At 32.8% G+C, this 18,375-nt stretch carries 23 protein-coding genes and 1 pseudogene; 6 read left to right on the top strand and 18 right to left on the bottom strand.

Annotated features, from left to right (window positions below):
* Window positions 1–8 precede the first annotated feature (8 nt).
* From M3600_RS20730 to M3600_RS20765, 8 genes are all read right to left on the bottom strand, one after another.
* Window positions 9–314 carry a hypothetical protein gene (locus M3600_RS20730; protein ID WP_251647367.1) on the bottom strand — a complete coding sequence of 102 codons (306 nt, stop codon included), beginning with the start codon at window positions 312–314 and terminating at the stop codon, window positions 9–11.
* A gap of 29 nt (window positions 315–343) precedes the next feature.
* Window positions 344–724, bottom strand: coding sequence for a NucA/NucB deoxyribonuclease domain-containing protein (locus M3600_RS20735; protein ID WP_251647424.1), 381 nt, complete (start codon window positions 722–724; stop codon window positions 344–346).
* Between the two features lie 149 nt (window positions 725–873).
* Complete coding sequence (locus tag M3600_RS20740) at window positions 874–1,617, bottom strand: hypothetical protein (protein WP_251647369.1); 744 nt, start codon at window positions 1,615–1,617, stop codon at window positions 874–876.
* A gap of 35 nt (window positions 1,618–1,652) precedes the next feature.
* A complete protein-coding gene (locus tag M3600_RS20745) occupies window positions 1,653–2,261 on the bottom strand; it encodes a recombinase family protein (protein WP_251647372.1) in 609 nt (202 codons plus the stop codon).
* A gap of 274 nt (window positions 2,262–2,535) precedes the next feature.
* A complete protein-coding gene (locus M3600_RS20750) occupies window positions 2,536–2,919 on the bottom strand; it encodes a DUF3888 domain-containing protein (RefSeq protein WP_182102334.1) in 384 nt (127 codons plus the stop codon).
* Between the two features lie 190 nt (window positions 2,920–3,109).
* Complete coding sequence (locus M3600_RS20755; RefSeq protein ID WP_182102335.1) at window positions 3,110–3,502, bottom strand: DUF3888 domain-containing protein; 393 nt, start codon at window positions 3,500–3,502, stop codon at window positions 3,110–3,112.
* A 255-nt stretch (window positions 3,503–3,757) separates the two neighbouring features.
* A complete protein-coding gene (locus M3600_RS20760; RefSeq protein WP_182102336.1) occupies window positions 3,758–4,357 on the bottom strand; it encodes a DUF4304 domain-containing protein in 600 nt (199 codons plus the stop codon).
* Between the two features lie 157 nt (window positions 4,358–4,514).
* Window positions 4,515–5,165, bottom strand: coding sequence for a uridine kinase family protein (locus M3600_RS20765; RefSeq protein ID WP_182102337.1), 651 nt, complete (start codon window positions 5,163–5,165; stop codon window positions 4,515–4,517).
* A gap of 311 nt (window positions 5,166–5,476) precedes the next feature.
* Between M3600_RS20765 and M3600_RS20770 the strand changes: the two genes are divergently transcribed.
* The gene (locus M3600_RS20770) at window positions 5,477–5,806 is read left to right on the top strand and encodes an ArsR/SmtB family transcription factor (protein WP_127738749.1); all 330 of its coding nucleotides are present in this window, start codon (window positions 5,477–5,479) and stop codon (window positions 5,804–5,806) included.
* A gap of 1 nt (window position 5,807) precedes the next feature.
* Window positions 5,808–6,041, top strand: a complete 234-nt coding sequence (locus M3600_RS20775; RefSeq protein WP_127738748.1) for a hypothetical protein — start codon at window positions 5,808–5,810, stop codon at window positions 6,039–6,041.
* 44 nt (window positions 6,042–6,085) lie between these two features.
* On the opposite strand, the gene M3600_RS20780 is transcribed toward M3600_RS20775, so the two are convergent.
* Window positions 6,086–6,844 (bottom strand): DUF5626 family protein, encoded by a 759-nt coding sequence (locus M3600_RS20780; RefSeq protein WP_127738747.1) that lies wholly within the window; start codon window positions 6,842–6,844, stop codon window positions 6,086–6,088.
* Window positions 6,845–7,268: 424 nt separating this feature from the next.
* Complete coding sequence (locus tag M3600_RS20785; protein ID WP_127738746.1) at window positions 7,269–7,796, bottom strand: GrpB family protein; 528 nt, start codon at window positions 7,794–7,796, stop codon at window positions 7,269–7,271.
* A gap of 379 nt (window positions 7,797–8,175) precedes the next feature.
* On the opposite strand from M3600_RS20785, the gene M3600_RS20790 reads away from it, so the two are divergent.
* From M3600_RS20790 to M3600_RS20800, 3 genes are read left to right on the top strand one after another with little or no spacing between them, the layout of a single operon-like run.
* A complete protein-coding gene (locus M3600_RS20790; RefSeq protein ID WP_127738745.1) occupies window positions 8,176–8,733 on the top strand; it encodes a recombinase family protein in 558 nt (185 codons plus the stop codon).
* A gap of 57 nt (window positions 8,734–8,790) precedes the next feature.
* A complete protein-coding gene (locus M3600_RS20795; protein ID WP_191777377.1) occupies window positions 8,791–10,236 on the top strand; it encodes a Mu transposase C-terminal domain-containing protein in 1,446 nt (481 codons plus the stop codon).
* Window positions 10,229–11,038, top strand: coding sequence for an AAA family ATPase (locus M3600_RS20800; protein WP_251647374.1), 810 nt, complete (start codon window positions 10,229–10,231; stop codon window positions 11,036–11,038). The genes M3600_RS20795 and M3600_RS20800 overlap by 8 nt, the downstream gene beginning before the upstream one ends.
* Window positions 11,039–11,730: 692 nt before the next feature.
* On the opposite strand, the gene M3600_RS20805 is transcribed toward M3600_RS20800, so the two are convergent.
* On the bottom strand, window positions 11,731–12,546 hold the full coding sequence (locus M3600_RS20805) for a hypothetical protein (protein ID WP_251647376.1): 816 nt from the start codon (window positions 12,544–12,546) through the stop codon (window positions 11,731–11,733).
* Between the two features lie 349 nt (window positions 12,547–12,895).
* A complete protein-coding gene (locus tag M3600_RS20810; protein ID WP_251647378.1) occupies window positions 12,896–13,297 on the bottom strand; it encodes a helix-turn-helix domain-containing protein in 402 nt (133 codons plus the stop codon).
* 484 nt (window positions 13,298–13,781) lie between these two features.
* On the opposite strand from M3600_RS20810, the pseudogene M3600_RS20815 reads away from it, so the two are divergent.
* Window positions 13,782–14,006: pseudogene (locus tag M3600_RS20815) on the top strand (ATP-dependent DNA ligase); the annotation flags it as partial.
* A gap of 132 nt (window positions 14,007–14,138) precedes the next feature.
* Here the strand turns inward: M3600_RS20815 and merA are convergent.
* From merA to M3600_RS20845, 6 genes are all read right to left on the bottom strand, one after another.
* Entirely contained in the window at window positions 14,139–15,797 is a 1,659-nt protein-coding gene (gene merA / locus M3600_RS20820) for a mercury(II) reductase (protein ID WP_061794233.1), read from the bottom strand.
* A gap of 254 nt (window positions 15,798–16,051) precedes the next feature.
* Entirely contained in the window at window positions 16,052–16,390 is a 339-nt protein-coding gene (merP, locus tag M3600_RS20825) for a mercury resistance system substrate-binding protein MerP (protein WP_061794232.1), read from the bottom strand.
* A 16-nt stretch (window positions 16,391–16,406) separates the two neighbouring features.
* Window positions 16,407–16,709, bottom strand: a complete 303-nt coding sequence (merT, locus tag M3600_RS20830; RefSeq protein WP_061794231.1) for a mercuric transport protein MerT — start codon at window positions 16,707–16,709, stop codon at window positions 16,407–16,409.
* Window positions 16,706–16,975 carry a hypothetical protein gene (locus M3600_RS20835; protein ID WP_061794230.1) on the bottom strand — a complete coding sequence of 90 codons (270 nt, stop codon included), beginning with the start codon at window positions 16,973–16,975 and terminating at the stop codon, window positions 16,706–16,708. The genes merT and M3600_RS20835 overlap by 4 nt, the downstream gene beginning before the upstream one ends.
* 14 nt (window positions 16,976–16,989) lie before the next feature.
* Window positions 16,990–17,388: a mercury resistance transcriptional regulator MerR1 gene (merR1, locus tag M3600_RS20840; RefSeq protein WP_061794229.1), complete on the bottom strand. Its 399-nt coding sequence runs from the start codon at window positions 17,386–17,388 to the stop codon at window positions 16,990–16,992.
* Window positions 17,389–17,466: 78 nt separating this feature from the next.
* Window positions 17,467–18,195, bottom strand: a complete 729-nt coding sequence (locus tag M3600_RS20845; RefSeq protein ID WP_061794228.1) for an alkylmercury lyase family protein — start codon at window positions 18,193–18,195, stop codon at window positions 17,467–17,469.
* Window positions 18,196–18,375 lie beyond the last annotated feature (180 nt).

An 18,375-nucleotide genomic window follows, 5' to 3' on the forward strand; every position in this document is an offset into this window, starting at 1 on the left:
AATAGTATTTAATGAATAATTGTCATTTCAATTTTTCTAATTAGTTCATTAGCATGCACTTCACTAATATTTTCTTTTTCTGCTAATAAATCATAATTACCCATTTCTATTATGAATCGAAATTCACTAGTTAGTTGGTCTATAGGTGTTTCTGTTATTTCAGCAGCCAGGACTTCATCTTCAACCATTACAGAGTTTGGATATAAAGTTTGTTTATTTACAGAATATATTTCTACTAAATTTCCGTCTGATTGAAAATGAGATTTTTTTTTATAGTAAATTACAGTTTTCTCACTACTATTATGTACTAACATGCTACCAATCCTTTAATCTATTTATAATCTTATTCTACATTAAATAAGACTTTTGTACCATCTGGATAATCTTCTAACCTATTCCCTACCCAAGATCCAGCCCCCCTATTATCAGAAGGTAAAACATATTCTACAGATGCCCCATTCCCCCCTTCTTCACACATTGCCATTGGCCATTCATCACGGTCATATCCTTTTTTTGTCGGTATACCAGCTAATGATAATTCTCTATTTTCATCAGCTCCTTTTCTATCTATAGTACAAACTTGCGATTCACCATTATTTATAGCTTCTTTTATATGTGCTGCTGTTTCTGGATATTTTTCTTCTGGAAAATCAATGACATAATCATAACTATCTAATTTACCTGGAGTCTTTTTATTGAACCATTCAGTATCTTTTTCAACCAAATTTATAGCTAAAATAATAACAATAATTACAGCACCTAATATTTTCTTCAAAAACTTATACCTCACATTCTTATTTATATCTATAACAATTTCACAACTTTTTCGTGCAACACGGAGTATACTTGTATACTCCGTGTTTAAAAAAAATACTATGCAATTACTTTCGGCTTCTTCTTTTTAACTTCTCTCTTATCCTTTAGCTCTCCATATAGTTGATGAAATTTAGGATATATAACATAGCGAGTTGCATATAAAGTAGGGAAAAATATCTCTTTAAAATAGAATTTATCATTGCACCACTTGAAATCAGTTTCTACAGTAGCTTTAATATAGAGATCGTCTTCTATAATAATATTCTGATTATCCGGTCTTACTAGGATTCTCTCTTTATTAATATGAGCAGGTTCTATTATTACTTTATACTTTCTCGGTTGTAGCTCATGTAGATGATTAAATAAAAATGAATGTAATCCAGGTTCATTACAAATTTCTTCTTTATGGAACCATATAAAAGCATTCCTTTTCTCTTTAAATTTCATTATGTAATTTGATTTAGCTGAAATTCCAGCACTTAATTTAATCATTCCTGTTTGTTTATATAGTTCAAATTCCTGTTCATTAATCTTATTAGTATAATGGATTAATTTCTTTTCTTTTAATTTTTCATATTCTGCCTTAGTAATTCGATAGGCGTAGTATTTATTTTTACGTCTGATATAAATTTCAAATAAAACTGTACTCAATAATATAAATAACAAACCTGGTACAAAAAATGTTAGTCCATAAAACAATGTTAATAATAGAAATGCTGCAGTAGGAATGGCAAGCATTATAATGTTAATAAAATCTATTAATAACAATCTCTGTGTAACTATATCTCTTTTTTTAGTCATGTAATCTCCCTTCTTTCTCACTCTAGAAAACCACTTTAATCGGGCTCCAATTCTCTATCATCTTCTGTAATTTTAGAGTACTCTTTCTTCTTTGCTCTAATTAACGTACTTTTACTGATTCCTGTTACTTCTTCAACTTGCTTATAAGAATTAGTTGTGAGCAATTCTAAAGCATGTTTTATCTGTTTGCGACTAAACTTATTGGGTCTCCCCTCTCTATAGTCTTCTCGAAGCTTCGCAATCGCTTTTCCGGATTGTGTGCGCTCTACAATCATATTGCGTTCATATTCGGCAAAAGCAAAAAAAATCTGTCTCATTAATTTACTACTAGATGTGTTATCTAGAATCATTCCCATATTGTCAATAATCACCTTAACCCCTTTCTCAATTAATTCGGAAACTATTTTTTCCCCTTCAATTAAGGTTCTCGCAAAACGATCTAATTTAGTGACTATTAATGTATCACCGGAATTTAATTTCTTTAGTAATTCATTAAACGCTGGTCTATCCATCGTTTTTCCAGTAAATGACTCTTCCACAATTTCATTACAATTATAACCTTGTAATATATTTATTTGGTCTTTTAAACTATTTCCATCTTTAGCCTGACCGTATGTACTTACTCTTGCATAACCATAAATCATTAATTTTCCCCTTTATTTATGAATATAAGTTATGACACCGCCTTATATACTTGTCACTTTAAGAGTTATTTTTCATTTAATTTAAGCGATAATTTACACTAAAAAACTCTTATATTGAAACATCTTATTTTACTAACGCCCCCGTTAGCTTAAGTACATTTCTTCACAAACTCTTCCTTTTTTATTCATTTATTATGAGAATCCTTCTACTAAAGCGACTAATTAAAGAGACTTTTCTAAAAAATCCCTTTTTGTTAATATTGTTAAAGTTTAATTAATCATTCATGGCTTCAGATATTTTGAATTTGTCCCATTCATTTTCTGGAATGACCCTATTGAAGTAATCAATTGGTACAACTTTATGTCCTTTAACTTTAAATGTAATAATCTCTTGCAAGTAAGGAGGATTATGAGGACCTTCAAAGCTCACCACTTGAACTTTTACTACAACTGTCCCACCGTCATCTTGTTTTACTTCTAATATTTTTTCGTTTCCCCTAAACCAATCACTTCCAATCACTGAAAGGATTTGTTCATTTAACAAATTTATTAACTCTTCCTCCTTAATGGTCTCCGGTAACTCTATAGCAAGTGGATACGTGGGTGTATTTATTAATAACATTATAAAAACTATTAAGGATGTAATTTTCCTATTCATTGAACCACCTCAGTGGTATTATGTGTGCTGAATTACCTTTTTATTAGTTTTTTTACAGTCCCTTTGTGTCACTATTCTGCCCTGTTTGTACCAGAGCAATAAAGAAGCATTGATTCCCACGTTTGTAAAATAAAAACAGCTGCTCTTAGCAGCTGAATTCTGTTCACCTTATATTCGTATGACTTTAATACTATCCTTTTGGATATGTTTTTAAATGTTTAAATGAGATTAATTTACCCTCTGCACTGACCACTATTTCATCTTCACCATAAAAATTATGTGCACCATAATAAGACGATACTTTTAAAGTTACTTCATACGCTCCACCAATTCCGTTAGTTTGTTTTATTTTCAAGATTTTCGTTGTATACGGAGCCCAAATCAGACCTTCAGGAGCTTCCTTATCATCTTGATAAATTTTAGCAATTGCTACATCTATTGGTTTACTTAAGCTTATGATTAAAGCTAACCCTAGAGCATCACACAACTTTGAATCCGTCTCATTTACAGTAGCTGAGTAAGCCAAATTATTAAAGTTTAAACATATAAGGAAAACAATAAACAGAACTAATGATTTTTTCATATTATCACCTATAAATAGTATGCAAGTAAAAAGAATTGATATACTCGATTTTTTTGGTAAATATTTAAACTACTGCAACAAACCTGCCGCGTTTCTACCATAAGCAGGTTTCAATTATTACAGGAATGCTGCCCCGTTAGTAACAAAACCAAAAACGAGGATTAATCCTTATGGATCATCCCCTCCTATTGCCCGAAGAAACTAGTAAGATTTTTAGCCATATTGACTATAAAGCTCTTTTACATGAGAATCCATTCACTCTATTGATAAATTTAGTTGATCAGCCACTTCTCTAATATATGGTTTATAACTAGCTTCGTTGTATGCTTTAATAATTCTTTCTTGTGCTTCCTTATTATATCCATATACTTGGTACAAAATAGTTAGTTCTAGATCGCTATAAGAGTCTTGTGATTCTTCTCTTTTCATCTCTTGTATGACGTCCTCAATTGTTTGGAATTTCTCAAAGTATGGAAAAACCAAACTTTCTATATCACTGCTTACTTCCTGTTTAACTTTAGCTAAGTCACTTGATAAGTTAATTTTATACCAGTAATCCTGTTCATTTTTCAGTTTAGAAATTCGGTGTCTAAGAACCGAATTAATTTCTGTTGGAAATTTGGGTGGTTCCTCTCTATAACCTATTCCAAATAATTTATCAGTAAAAATACCAGTATTAATAGTAAACTCCACTTCTTCCTTTGTATTCCACTTAGATGATTGGATATTTACAGTCCATGCAAAGTCAGAGAGTGTCTTTGCAAAATTATTTCCTTTCTTTTTAAAACCATTTTCCTTAAATATAGGAGCAATTTCATCTTTTATAAGTTGTTTAAATACTTCCTGCATAATCATCTCTATTTCTCCATTCCGTTTACCCTAGATGAGTTATATTCTCCTTCTTTTAGTATAATTCCTTCATCCCCTTATTACAGTAACTTGCCCATTTTAGCAACATAAGAAAAGGCACCCTACATTTAAGGAAAGCACCCTTTAGTGTAAGTACACTTTTTCACAAATTAAGTAAATGCCCTTTTTCAAGAACATAGTTTTCATTTGAATTTTTTAAAACTATATCGAAATTCTTATGATAAGGATGCATAAATAACTCATATTGAATTCTACGCTCTTCATGAGATTTTCTTAAATAATTTATATCTATTCCCCTTTCAGAAACATCACGAATACCTCTTCTCATCAGCTCGGTTTCTCCATCAGTATATAAGTAAACTTTTAGATTATACAAATTGGGGTCAGTAAAGGCAACGGTCATCCCTTCTATAATATTCACTTTATTTCTTGAAGAAATTAACTCGCTCTCTGTATAATGCGTGCCTATTGTATAAAAGTCTAAAGCATCCCTTACCATTTGAAGGTCTCTCTCTAAAGCATTTATATTATGAGCAGAAGGATGACAAGCTGTCATTTTGTCTTGATGGTGTTGATTCTTATATTCATATTTCAATATAGTGTACTTTCTAAGATGAGAGCCAATGATATATGGGTCAGTATTGATATAATTCACATTTTCATGTCCCAGAAGTTTAATCAGATTATGGGCAAATGTTGTCTTTCCAGATGCACCATGACCCGAAATCCCAATAACCGTTTTTTCATCACTACTGTTAATCAAATTAGCTATCTTATGTAGAACCTTTTCCATATTTACCTCCCAATCGCTTATCGAATTATGTTCATTATCTTGTCTTTTATACTGGATTTAGCAATAGCTAAATTTTATCATTAAAATTTTATCATTAATCTTCTATTGCTTGTTTAACTAACCTGCCATGTTTCTCCCATAAGAGTTTTTTGTTTTCTTTTCTTGATATTCAAAAAGTAAGTCTCAACGGACAAAACTCTTTAACTAAACCTCGATGATCACCTTTTATATATTTTTAGGATATTTGAAATTTAATTAATTTTTCTAAAAATATTGACACATGTGTTACACGTGTAATAAAATACTTACATATGAAAGAAGAATATTCTAAAGAAATATTATTGAAGTCTCTTGAAGCCATGGCCAATCCACACAGATTAAAAATTATTGCAATTTTAGCAACAGGAAGACAATATGTGAGTGAACTAGCTCGTAATTTAGAAATTAGCAGGCCTTTACTTTACTTACATTTGCAAAAATTAGAGGAGGTTAATTTAGTTAAAAGTAATTTAGAAATTTCAACATCAGGTAAGGCGTTAAAGTTTTATGAATTAAGTTCTTTTCAAATTCAGTTAGATAAAAATGTAATTTATAAACTATTTCAACAAGAATTGAAAGATAATTTAAAAGGAGATTTTTAACTTGACGAATGTAACTACTTATTTAGGTCTATTTTCATTAATGCAAATTTTTCTTCCAATTATTTTAATTCTAATTGTTCTTTTTTTCATTGTAAAAACTGTTAAAAAATATGAAAAAAGAGCTGATGAAAGATTAAGGTTAGAAAAGCAACACATTGAAAGTAACCAGAAACAATTAGACGAAATTCATCAAAAAATAGATAATATTGAAAAAATGTTAAAAGACATTGAATGAATTAAAAAAATCTCTTTAAAAATAAAGAGATTTTTTTTTATTTATTAGTAACTATAGTCAGTACTATATGAATCTTTTCCAACAAAAAGTTTAATCCAACAAGTGCTGCTTGTTGCGCCGTTAAAGGCAACCCATGTGAAATCAAGTTTAGCAGATGCTTTTCCGTTTAGATTTTCTGTTTTTCTTGTAATCTTAAGGTTGTCGTAAGAAGCTGTACCGCCTATTCCTACAATTTTATAGTCATATACTCGTGAAATATAGTCATTACCACCTTGCACAATGGTGAAATCAGCATAAAAATGTGCATTAGCTATTCCAGTATATACATATGCTTTAGCTTTTTTGAAATTTTTATAACCACTTCCACTTGTAACAGTTCCTGGACTAACTGCAAATGTTGAAAAACCACCAGTAGTTGGAGCCTTTTCTGTAAATTCTACAATAGTTGGTTCTAATGTTGTTACTGCAATAGAACCATCTTTAAAAGTGGATATTGTTTCAACTCCATTTTCTTCTGTTGTTTTTTCAACAGTATTAACTGGTTCTTGACCTTGTTTAATAGAATCCCATACTTCTCCATTCTTTAATTTTGTAATCAATTGGTCTTGAGTTGTCTCATCTACATTATAACTAGTTAAAAATTCTTTTAGGGATGCTATATCTTCAGCAGTTATTTGCTGAGATTGTTCCACTACATTATTTGAGGTTGGGCTATCTAACTCACTAGCAAAACTTGTGGTAGCTCCCAACCCAAGAGAAAGCGCTAAAACTGGAATAGTTAAACCTGTAATGAATTTCTTCAAAATGATACCCACCTTTTTTGTAATTTTTTAAATTTTCCCAAATAACAATTTGATTATATACCCATACAAGTTATAAATCTACTAATTTTGTATAAAAATGTTATTTTTTTTAAAAAAAGGTAAAGAAAAACATTATCGATTGATAGAATTTTATTAAATTAACGTTAAATAATTACTAAAACTGAATAAAAAAGTGCCAATAACTAGAAAGACAAAAGAAGAGTAATACCATTTTAGGTATACTCTCCTTTTTTGATATAAACTACCAATCTATTAACGATTGTACGCTTATTTTTAAAAATAACCTCCAAATATGAAGGTTATCCTTATCTAGTATTCTTATTAAAAATCTTCAACTTTTATTAGAGAATGCCGGAAATGCGGTATTAATCCTTATTAGATCAAAGCCCTCGATATTTCACAACTATTTTCTTTTTCCGTATATTTCACTTACGAATTGTTCCTTATAGTCGGTGTATTCATCAATTCCACCATCTTTTTCTTTTACAAACTCAATTTTTATCCTTTTGTATTGTTCACGTGCTGTTTGGTTGGCATTTAAGTAATCCCTAAAGAAGATTAAATTTTTCCAGAGGTCTTTATTATATTCAACTAAATGAATAAAGTGGGTCTTTTCTTCGTAGGATTCATCAGTAAACTTTGCAAGTACGATTTCGTTTGGACGTTGTACTTGAAGTTTTAAAAATCCAGCTTTCTTTAGTCCTTGAAAAATAGTTTTTTCAACATTTTCAATATCATCTACACCCACAACTAAATCCAATATTGGTTTTGCAACCATATCCTTAATAGCTGTGCTTCCTATATGTTCAATTTGTTTTTCCTGAATAGGGGTTGAATTTAGAATATCCTGTTTCACCCTATGAAACTCTTTTTCCCATTCTACGGTATGTGTTTCTAATCTTAACTCATCACGTTTTAGTCCTAGTTTCATTTTAACCACCTCATTCTAAGGGTAACTTAAATGATTCGGCACTGTTACTTAAAATCCTTCTTCCATTAAACTTCCACTCTAATTCCATAAGTAAGGAACAAGCTAATTTCTTTTAACTTATCCTTACATAAATTTCCACACCAAAAGAATATAGAGCTATTTCCATTTTATAGGGTCTTTCCTAATTTATATTTTCCCTTATAAAAAAACATCTTTTTGTAACAAAAACGGTCATTTTTGTTACAACGACCGCTTTATAAATAATTTGAAGTATAAATAGCATTCTAGTTGTAACAAAAATATGTAACAAAATTAAAATGTAACAATACTATTTTTATACCTTTTTTGATACAATTAATCTGAAAAGGAAGTGAATTTCATGAAATTTGGTTATATGAGAGTTTCCACTATGGATCAGAATTTAGATCGTCAGGAACAACAATTAGTAGAATTTGGATGCGAGAGAATTTTTTTCGAAAAAGTAACAGGTGCGAAACGAAATCGGCCAGAATTAAATCAATTGTTAGAATATTTACGTTCTGGGGATACAGTTGTAGTTACAGATCTTACTAGGCTATCTCGTTCTACTAAAGACTTAATAGAGATTGCTGAACTAATTGCAAAGAAGGGTGCAAATTTAAAAAGTTTGAAAGAATCCTGGCTTGATACTACAACAGCCCATGGAAAAATGCTCTTTACTGTTTTTGCAGGTATTTCACAGTTTGAGCGTGACTTAACTTCTGAGCGAACAAAAGAAGGAATCCTGGCTGCAAGAAAACGAGGGAAAGTACCTGGGAGGCCGCCTATTGATAATGAAAAGATAAATTTTGCTTTTTATTTAATGGAACAAGGTATAACACTTTCTGAGGCAGCAGATAAAGCTGGAGTATCCAGAATGACTCTTTATCGCAAAATGAATAAAACCAATAATGATTAAAAATAGGAATAGAGCAACTAGTAATTAGTTGCTTCCATTTCTGAAGGAGTTGTTTATATGAGTGAACTTCCCCCACTAACTTCATTTTCAGAAGAACAAAGACAAAAGGCTATGGATAAATATTGGTTGATTGCTCCTTATCTTAATCAAGAAAAAACACTGAAAGCTATTGCTGAAGAAACTGGCATTACCAAACGAACACTTCATAATTGGATTAACAAGTATAACCATTTTGGACTAAGGGGTCTGATTCGTAAAGGTCGTACCGATTCAGGAGATTTTAAAGTTGAGAATAATGTATTGGAAGAGATAAAGAACCTAATATTCAATCATAGAAGGAATTCGGTCTCTTCTATCCATAGAAAAATATGTGAAGTATGTAAAAAGAAAAATTGGAAACAACCTAGTTATTATCAAGTCTATTCCATTTCGAAATCTCTTTCACCCAGTCTTAAGAAGTTAGCCTATGAAGGGAATAAAGAATATAAAAACAAATATGATTTGATATATCGACGTGAAGCAAACTACCCCAATGAAATTTGGCAAGCTGACCACACTCTACTAGATATTATCGTGTTAAATGAAAAGGGAAAACCAGAAAGGCCTTGGTTAACAATTATCTTAGATGATTATAGTCGAGCAATTGCTGGGTACTATTTATCCTTTGAATCCCCCACTGCAATAAACACATCATTAGTTTTACACCAAGCAATATGGAACAAAGGAAATCGTGATTGGCCAATATGTGGCATCCCAGAAAAATTCTACACAGATCACGGAAGTGATTTTACCTCCAAACATTTAGAACAGGTAGCAATTGATTTGAAAATTAACTTAGTCTTTTCGACTGTAGGTGTTCCTAGAGGACGAGGGAAAATTGAAAGGTTTTTTCTAACGGTAAATCAATTGTTTTTGCAAGATTTACCTGGTTATTTAGGTAATCAAACCACCCAGTCCCTTCTCACAATTAAAGAACTTGATGAAAAATTTTCAACCTTCCTTATATATAAGTATCACCATAGGATTCATGGCACAACAAAAAAAGAACCAATACATTCTTGGAATAGTTCAGGATTTTTACCTAATATGCCAGAAAGCTTAGAAACTTTGGATTTATTATTACTAAACGTAGCAAAACCAAGAAAAGTGCATTCTGATGGTATCCATTTTCAAGGCATGAGATATATAGATACTAATTTAGCTGCGTACGTTGGTGAAACTGTGATTATTCGTTACAATCCAAGAGATATTGCAGAAATTAGAGTATTTTATCAGGATAAATACATATGTACTGCCATTTCTCCTGAAATCTCTGATTATACCGTAGATCTTAAAGAAATTGTTTCTGCCCGAAATAAAGTAAGAAAAACTTTAAAGAAACAACTAGAATCTAGAAAATCTGTCATAGAAGAAGTTAGAGATTCCAAACAAGAAGAATATACAATCCGTCCAGATAGACCTGATAAAAAGAAGTCAAAACTAAAGAGGTATCTAAATGAATAAGGAGCAAAAATTTATTGAAACAAAAGAATATAAACGTTTTGCAGAATTTTGTGATGCTTGTATCAAATATAAATATATAGGTATTTGTTATGGGGTTCCAGGTGTCGGAAAAACCTTATCTTCAAGGTATTATACAAATTGGGATAATATAGAGAAGCAAATAGCTTATAAAAAAGCAGATGAAATTCCTTTAAAAACGGATGGAGCAATTCTTGAGGCCAACACAATTTTTTATACAGCTCCAGCAGTACGAGCTACTAAAATGACTGACAATATCAATACTTTAGGATTTAGAATAAATATGTCAAAGGCGATGTATAAACTACATACTACGGGCGAAGAAGAATATTATTCAGATTCCTATAAAGATATAGATTTAATCATTGTCGATGAAATTGACCGATTAAAACTGCAAAGTTTAGAACAACTTAGGGATATTTATGATCAAAACAACGTAGCAATGATATTAATTGGTATGCCAGGAATTGAAAAACGATTAGCTCGTTATCCTCAACTATACTCTAGAATTGGTTTTGCTCATGAGTTTGACAAACTAAGTAAAGATGAAGCTCATCATATACTTGAGTATAAATGGGAAGAGCTTGGACTTTCTATAAAACTTGAAGATTTTTCTGATTATGAAGCCATAAGCAACATCATAAAGATAACAGGAGGGAACTTTAGGCTTATACAAAGACTATTTACACAGATAGAGAGAATTCTTGAAATTAATAAACTTACTACTATAACTACAGATGTTGTTGAAGCCGCAAGAGATAGTTTAGTTATTGGAATTAAATAATAGTAAAAAAGCTATCCTTTATTATGGATAGCTTTTTGTATTTAATGAAAAATAACTATTAAAATAAGTGAAAAATAAAACCAAAATTTACATATACTTATTTTACTAGGTTTTCTTTTCGGTGTCAATTCTTTTAAGTTATGAATACAGCTAACTAATGCAAGGATTATTTATATTTCTTTGTTATCAAGGTCGTGTAATATTGATAGAACATTAATTCTTTACCTTATTTAACTAGTATAACCACTTAATGAACTTCAGCGAGTTCTTGGTATATTTCTTAACCTAATTCAATCTCAAACAAATTGCCGTTATTTGTATCACCCCATATTCCATCAAATTGAATACCTATAACATATAGGGATAACCATAGATATATCTTTAATTACTTAAATTGTATATAATGGAACAATACAGGAAAAATAATCACCAAATTACTAAAAGGAGTGTAATATGTACTTAATATTATCAATAATTTTTTCAACTCTTTTGGGTGTAATCCTATACTTTATAGGTGACTTTGGAATAATAATTGGCTTTGGTGTTATAGTAGGTATTTTTATCAGGATATTATTCCTATTGATTGAACTTAACAAGAAATCTACTAAATTAGAAGATACAAATAATGATAGAAATATTAACTAAGTGCAAACAATAAAAAACGGAACTCTATGAGTTCCGTTTTTTCTATATTAATAAGAAAAAGAAGTATATGCTGGCACAGCTTCATTTATAGTAGAATTCCAATCAACATCAAATCCAATAGTAGGAGCTGACCCTCCACCAGCACCAAATGACATACTTACTACACTGGCAGTTTTTTCCACGTGACCATATTCTGCAGTAACATTTGCACTACCAGATGAATTATTTTTATATACCTTAGCTACTAATACAGCTTTATCATCTGTTACTGCTGGCTGTAAATCAACATCATGTGCTACAGCAGCTTCAGCTTTTACTTTATTTCTAACACCTGGTTTAATTTGTTGTTTAGATCCAACATAACCATACATATAAGATTTATCACTATATAATGTGAAACTGTCTGACCAACCTAAAGCTATAGTATCTTCAAATTCCCAGAAGGGACTCTTTTTCCAATCAGCCGTAGCAGTAAATTTAAAATTGTCCTTCCCTGATTTTTCGTTAATCCTCTGTGCAACAACTGTTAATTTCAAATCAGAAGTAGGCATAGACATAATTGATATTCCACTTTTAGGTTGACCAGAATCAACATAAGATTCTTGTTCTGTTATACTCACTATTTCGCCAGAATCTTGACTAAGTTCGTATAACATTGCATCATTTAAGCTCTCTACTTCTTCTTCAGTTACATTATTCCCCAAATCTAAGTTAGCAATAATTTCTTCTCGTGTTTCATTAGTTACTTCATAATTTGGTTCCAAATTTTTTTCTTCTGCCCCCGCTATATTTGCAAAACTAAATGTGCTCAATGCAAATGTAGAACATAAAATAGCTACCAATTTACTACCATTACTTTTCAATTCCAAAACCACCTTTTTTTTGTATTATATGAAAATTATTACATTTATATTATGAATATATCATACTGGTATTCTTTGTACAATATTATGAATATTATAATTACATAAACATTACATTTGCTCTTTAAGAAGTGTACATTTTGAATTTTGTAACACATAAACAATAATAACTAGATTTAATTATTTAATTTCAAATCAAATAATTCCAAAAATCCTAATTATAATTTATAGCATAGAGTCAGCAACTTTTAAGTTATGAAACCGAAAAGACCGTTTAGAAAACTAAACAGTCAAGATTAACAATGATTCATCTTTTGATTCAAACTATCTATACGCAAAATTGGTGATATTAAAACTTATCTTTCTTATCCTTATTTATCTTATTACGTAATTTATATAGTTCAATTTGTTCTTTAATTTTTTCAATCTCAGTTTCATCCAGACCTTCTACATCTAAAAGAATTAGCTTTGATTGCTGCTTATCAGCATTTGAAGGTTCATCTTCTGGAAAGATATCTGAATCACGTATGTATGAAAGCAATGTTCTCATTTCATCACTGTGTATGCCTAATTGCGGGGCAAGCTTTTTTAATATTTTTACAGATGGAAATGGGGTCTTCCCGTTTTCTAACATAGAAATATATGATTTAGATACTTCTGTTCTGTTCGATAGTTCTAGTAAGGAAAGTTTATTATTCTTTCTCTTAGACTTTAAGTATGTTCCAAAATCAAAATTCACAATTTTATTCATCGGCAGTGAATTCTCCTATTATGTATTAGAAAAAGAATTATTGTTAATAATGATAAAAGGTGCAAGAGAATGAAATATTAGTAACTGGATGAGTTAGCGCGCAACTCGGATATTTTTACTCTCCTTCGAGTACAAAGGAAGAATATCGAAAGTTAATAATAGATTAGTTTTCTCCAAACACAAATATTAAATGTCTTGATCGATCATACGGCATAAGAAACAATAACTATAGTGTGTACCTTGTAAGTTACGATAAGGTAGGTACTCTTATCAGACATACAAACATAATAAAAATTGTTGCCCTAAAAGAAATACTCATTTCTTAGGGCTATTTGTGTTTAGTAATTATATCGGTTATTTCTTAACTTTATATAGTCGATTATAAATATGGTGCGAAATATGATAATAAATTCCTTGGTTGGTATTTAACTCATAATGAACTTCTTATTATTAGAGAGTAATATTAATTATGAGGTGAACTACATTGTTTGTTAGTCCTATGTTATTAGAAAGAATAACTGTTTCAGAATTACAACAAGATAATTATAAAAACAATCCCGCCTACTATTCAGAAATGAAGTTAGATGGCATCAGACTTTTGCTTTCTAAATTTAATGGTAAAACTCATTTATATACACGACATTATAATGAATGTACAAATAAATTCCCCGAACTAACTAACTTACCTATTCCCGATGGAACTATTTTATCAAGACTAAATTTAAAAAAACTTAATAATAACTAGGTGTTAAATATATTGGTCATGAATAATATGTTGAACAGTTTAACGTCGCTCACTTAAATGAAAAAGTAATAATAAAAAAGCTCCTAAAAAGGAGCTTTAACCAGCACAACAAGATAATTTTGACACATCTTTATCAAACGTAAGGGCAGCCAGCTTCAATCCTTCGGCCATTGTTAAATATGGAGCCATCGTTTCACGGAGATCCTCTACAGTTAAACCGAATTTGACAGCCAGTGTTGCCGCATAAATCACGTCTCCTGCGTTTTCAGCTACAACATGAGCCCCTAACACTTTTAGTGTTTTCGCATCCGCCACCAGTTTAAACACGCCTGTTGTTTCCCGATTAACCAAGGCTCTTGGAACGGCATCTAACGGTAAGACGGATGTTTTCACTTCATATCCTTTTTCTTTTGCCTGTTGCTCCGTCAAACCAACCGTTGCTATTGCTGGAGCAGTGAACGTAACCCCAGGAACAACCTCTAAATTCAGCTTTTTGTTCAGTCCTCCGATGGCATTTTTCGCAGCCATTCCACCTTCATAAGCTGCCACATAAACAAATTGAGGACCAAGCGTCACATCTCCTGCTGCATAAATGCGTGCATTCGTCGTTCTAGAATACTCATCAATCACGATTTCGCCACGAGAGCCTACTGTTACACCTGCTGCCTGTAAATTCAAAGTTGCGGTGTTCGGTGTTCTTCCTGTGGCTACCAGCAATTGATCTGCTTCAATGATTCGCTTCTTTCCATTAACCTCGACATGAACCTTTTTAACGTCCCCATCTTGTTCGATTCGTTCAAAGGATGCTCCTTTCACTAAATTGACCCCTTGTTCTGTTAAGGCTTGTGTAATGGCTTCTGAGATTTCAGGATCGTATTCCTTTAACAGACGCGGGCTTCTTTGCATCAATGTGACTTCTGAGCCAAGATTGTGGAATAGTTGCCCTAATTCCATGCCGATATAGCCGGAGCCGATGACGGTAAGACGCTTTGGAACCTTCTTTAATTCAAGCAGCGTGGTGCTTGTTAAATAATCGACCTCATCTAGTCCGGAAATATTTGGCATGGCTGGGGAAGCACCTGTCGCGATTAAGAATCGTTTGGCAGATAACTTCATGCCATTCACTTCAACGGTTTTTTCGTCCACGAATTTCGCTTCGCCTTTGATTAACTCAAATCCATAGTCATCAATTAAATCCACATACTTTGCATTTCGAAGATTCGTCACCAGCTCGTTTTTCTGCTTTATCAATGGTGCCAAATCCACATTATCGGCTGAAGTGTGCAATCCCACAAATGGATTGTTTCTTGCTATATGATTGATTTCACCAGCTCTTAACAGTGTTTTTGACGGAACACAGCCGATGTTCACGCAAGTTCCACCTACTGTTCCACGTTCGATGATCGCCACTTTTGCGTCATATTTTACGGCTTCAATGGCAGAAGAAAAGGAAGCCCCACCTGAGCCAATAATGATGTAGTCATAGTCGTAATTACCTTCATCACCTAAGCTTACATCTGGCTTTTCTTGCGATTGTGCTTGTATTTCTTCTGCTTCTCCTGGTTGATATTTTGCATCAGCAATTGCTTTTTTGGCTGTTTCCAGCTTTACATCATTCGGCAATTCAAATACAGCTTCTCCACGGCCAAAATCGGTGTTAATTCCCTTTGCACCAATATTTTCAAGAGCGACAGCTACATGTTGTTCACAACCAGTGCAGGTCATTCCTTGAACATTCATCCGATACATCCTCATTAAATTACTGGTCATTTCAGGTTTTTGAACTTCTTCTGCTTGTCCCGGTTGATAGTTTGCGTCAGCAATCGCCTTTTTTGCTGATTCAACCTCCACATCATTAGGAAGCTCAAATATAGCTTCACCACGACGAAAATCGACTTCAACCCCCGTAGCACCGGTGTTCTTAAGCGCTATTGCTACATGCTCTTCACAACCGGTACATGTCATTCCTTGAACGTTTACTCGATATCTTTTCATATCAAATTCCTCCTTTACTCGATTCCAAGCCCGAAATCTGAAACTGCTGTCTTGATTGCCTGTAAATCCGTCTTCTTATCATCAAAGGAAACCGTTACTTCTGCCGTGCTTCCACTGACTTTAATGGTCGATTTACCAACGCCCTCTACCTGTTCCATTACATCTTTTACAACAGAAGGTGGACAACAATCCATTCCCAAAACGGTGAATGTCCCTGTTTTATTTGTTACAACTGTAGTTTTTTCTTCCTTCTGAGGATCTATAGTATTTTGTGCTTCTTTTTCATTGCTACACGCAGTAACCAGTAACAGAAGGGATAATAGCATCATAATCCTGATTATTTGTACCCTCATATAAAGCACCTCATTTTTAAATTCCACCTTCAACTAGAAATAAAAAAAGAAACATGCCGAAAACGAAAACCGTCGTGATCCATAAGCCAAGGACAGAACTTTTTCTTTTTCCCTTTCTCCCATAAACCATATAAAAGGAGTAAGCAAGAAGAATGATGGTAACAATGCTGAACATTAACCGATATTTTAGTGAGTAAAAAGCTAATGCTCCAGCAAACCCAGTTAGTCCTAGAGGTATGAAAATAACTGGACCCAGGCAGCATGCAGCCATAGCAAAAGCTGAAAATACAGTAGCTAACTGTGATACTTTTTCCTTCATGATTTAAACCTCTCCATACTGCAACAATCATGCATTGCTGTTTCTTTCTTTGCCTCATTTTTTGTTTCTGGATCAGCTTTTCTCCAAACCTTGAACAGGGCAAAAACAAATAACAGGCCCATCACTATGAAAATTACATCTTTAAATTCCATGAAATAGGATCCCAGAGCTGTACCTGCGAACAACGGAAGGAGTAAAAAGAGGTGACACGGGCATGTAATTAGTGCAACAAGTAACCAAGCTGTACTTTTAATTGTTTTTTTCATCTTGTTTCACCTCTTTATTTATTCATCAACGTTTCAATAATGGGACATTCGTAAATGTCTTTGTTTTCAGGACATCTTTCTTTGAGGTCCATCAGCATTTGTTCAATTCTTTTGAGGTCTTCAATTTTATGCTGAATGTCCTCTATCTTAAGAACAGTGAAATCATACATATCACTGCACTTTGCTTCATCACGATCGACAACTCCTAATAATTTGTCAATTTCATTTAAGGTAAAGCCCAGTTCCTGCATCCTTTTTATGAAATTCACTCGATCTACCGTTTGTTGAGAATACGTACGGTAGCCATTTTCGGTTCGAACAGGCTCTGGAATTAAGCCTAAACGCTCATAATATCTAATTGTCTCCTTGTTAACGCCGCACTTGTCAGCCAGTTCTCCAATACGAAATTGCATATATTTCACCTCAGATAGAGTATACACCCTGTACTTAGGTACAGGGTCAATATATATTGTACTTCATTGCATGAAGTTCTACTCAGCATTAGATCCAGATAACGTGCCGCCAAATATAGCAGCACCAACCTCATAGGCTTCCATAAGAGTCAGCTTGACCTTCGCCATCGTTGAATTTTTTGCATTCGCTTTTTGCCAATGTTCCTCAGAGCAATAAAATTGTATGGCTGGACAACAGCTGGCAGAAATGGACATTGGCTCACTCGGTCCACAAGAAGAATCGCAGCATGCGTTGGCAGTATCCATTGTTCCCAAGCCTACTACAACGGTGCCAAGATTGGTAACGGGAACGTTGTCTTTCACATGGATGGTGATCTTTTCACCGCAAAATGCACATTCAGACTCAATCACGGCATCCGTAAACATGGATGGAATGCCTAGAGCATCAATTGCACACATGGAATAAGATGGTGCCATACCAGCCAATGTGACTCGATGCGGGGTGGGAACTCCAGAGAAAGGATATGCCACTGTGACATCTCCAGATTTGTGGTCCCAGTGAACTAGGTCCAATTCCCTCAAACGCTGAAGAGCAGAGTTCATATCGATTTTGGCTTGTTCCTCCATTGCGGTTATATTATTGATATTGACTATTTTTCCCTCTGCCATGGAAAGAAGGATATCTGTACGAATCAGGTTTTCGGCAGGAGACAGGTTACTGATTTTTTCCTCAAATCCTCCTTTTGGCAAACCGAGTGATTGTAACACCTGGTCCTTTATTGAAGCATTGATATGATTTTCGCTCATGTTGTTGCGTCCTTTATTGTGTATTTAAGTTATTATTCTTTTATAGTTTAAACCTCGTACTATGGTACAGGGTCAATAATTATTTCTTGAAATTTTATTTGAACTTTCTGCTCTTACCTCTATGCAAACATGGAGGGAACTGTACAACAGTTATGAAAAAGAAGTTGCTTAAATCAACAC

The sequence above is a fragment of the Niallia sp. MER 6 genome (assembly GCF_023714395.1).
Taxonomy (GTDB): domain Bacteria; phylum Bacillota; class Bacilli; order Bacillales; family Cytobacillaceae; genus Niallia.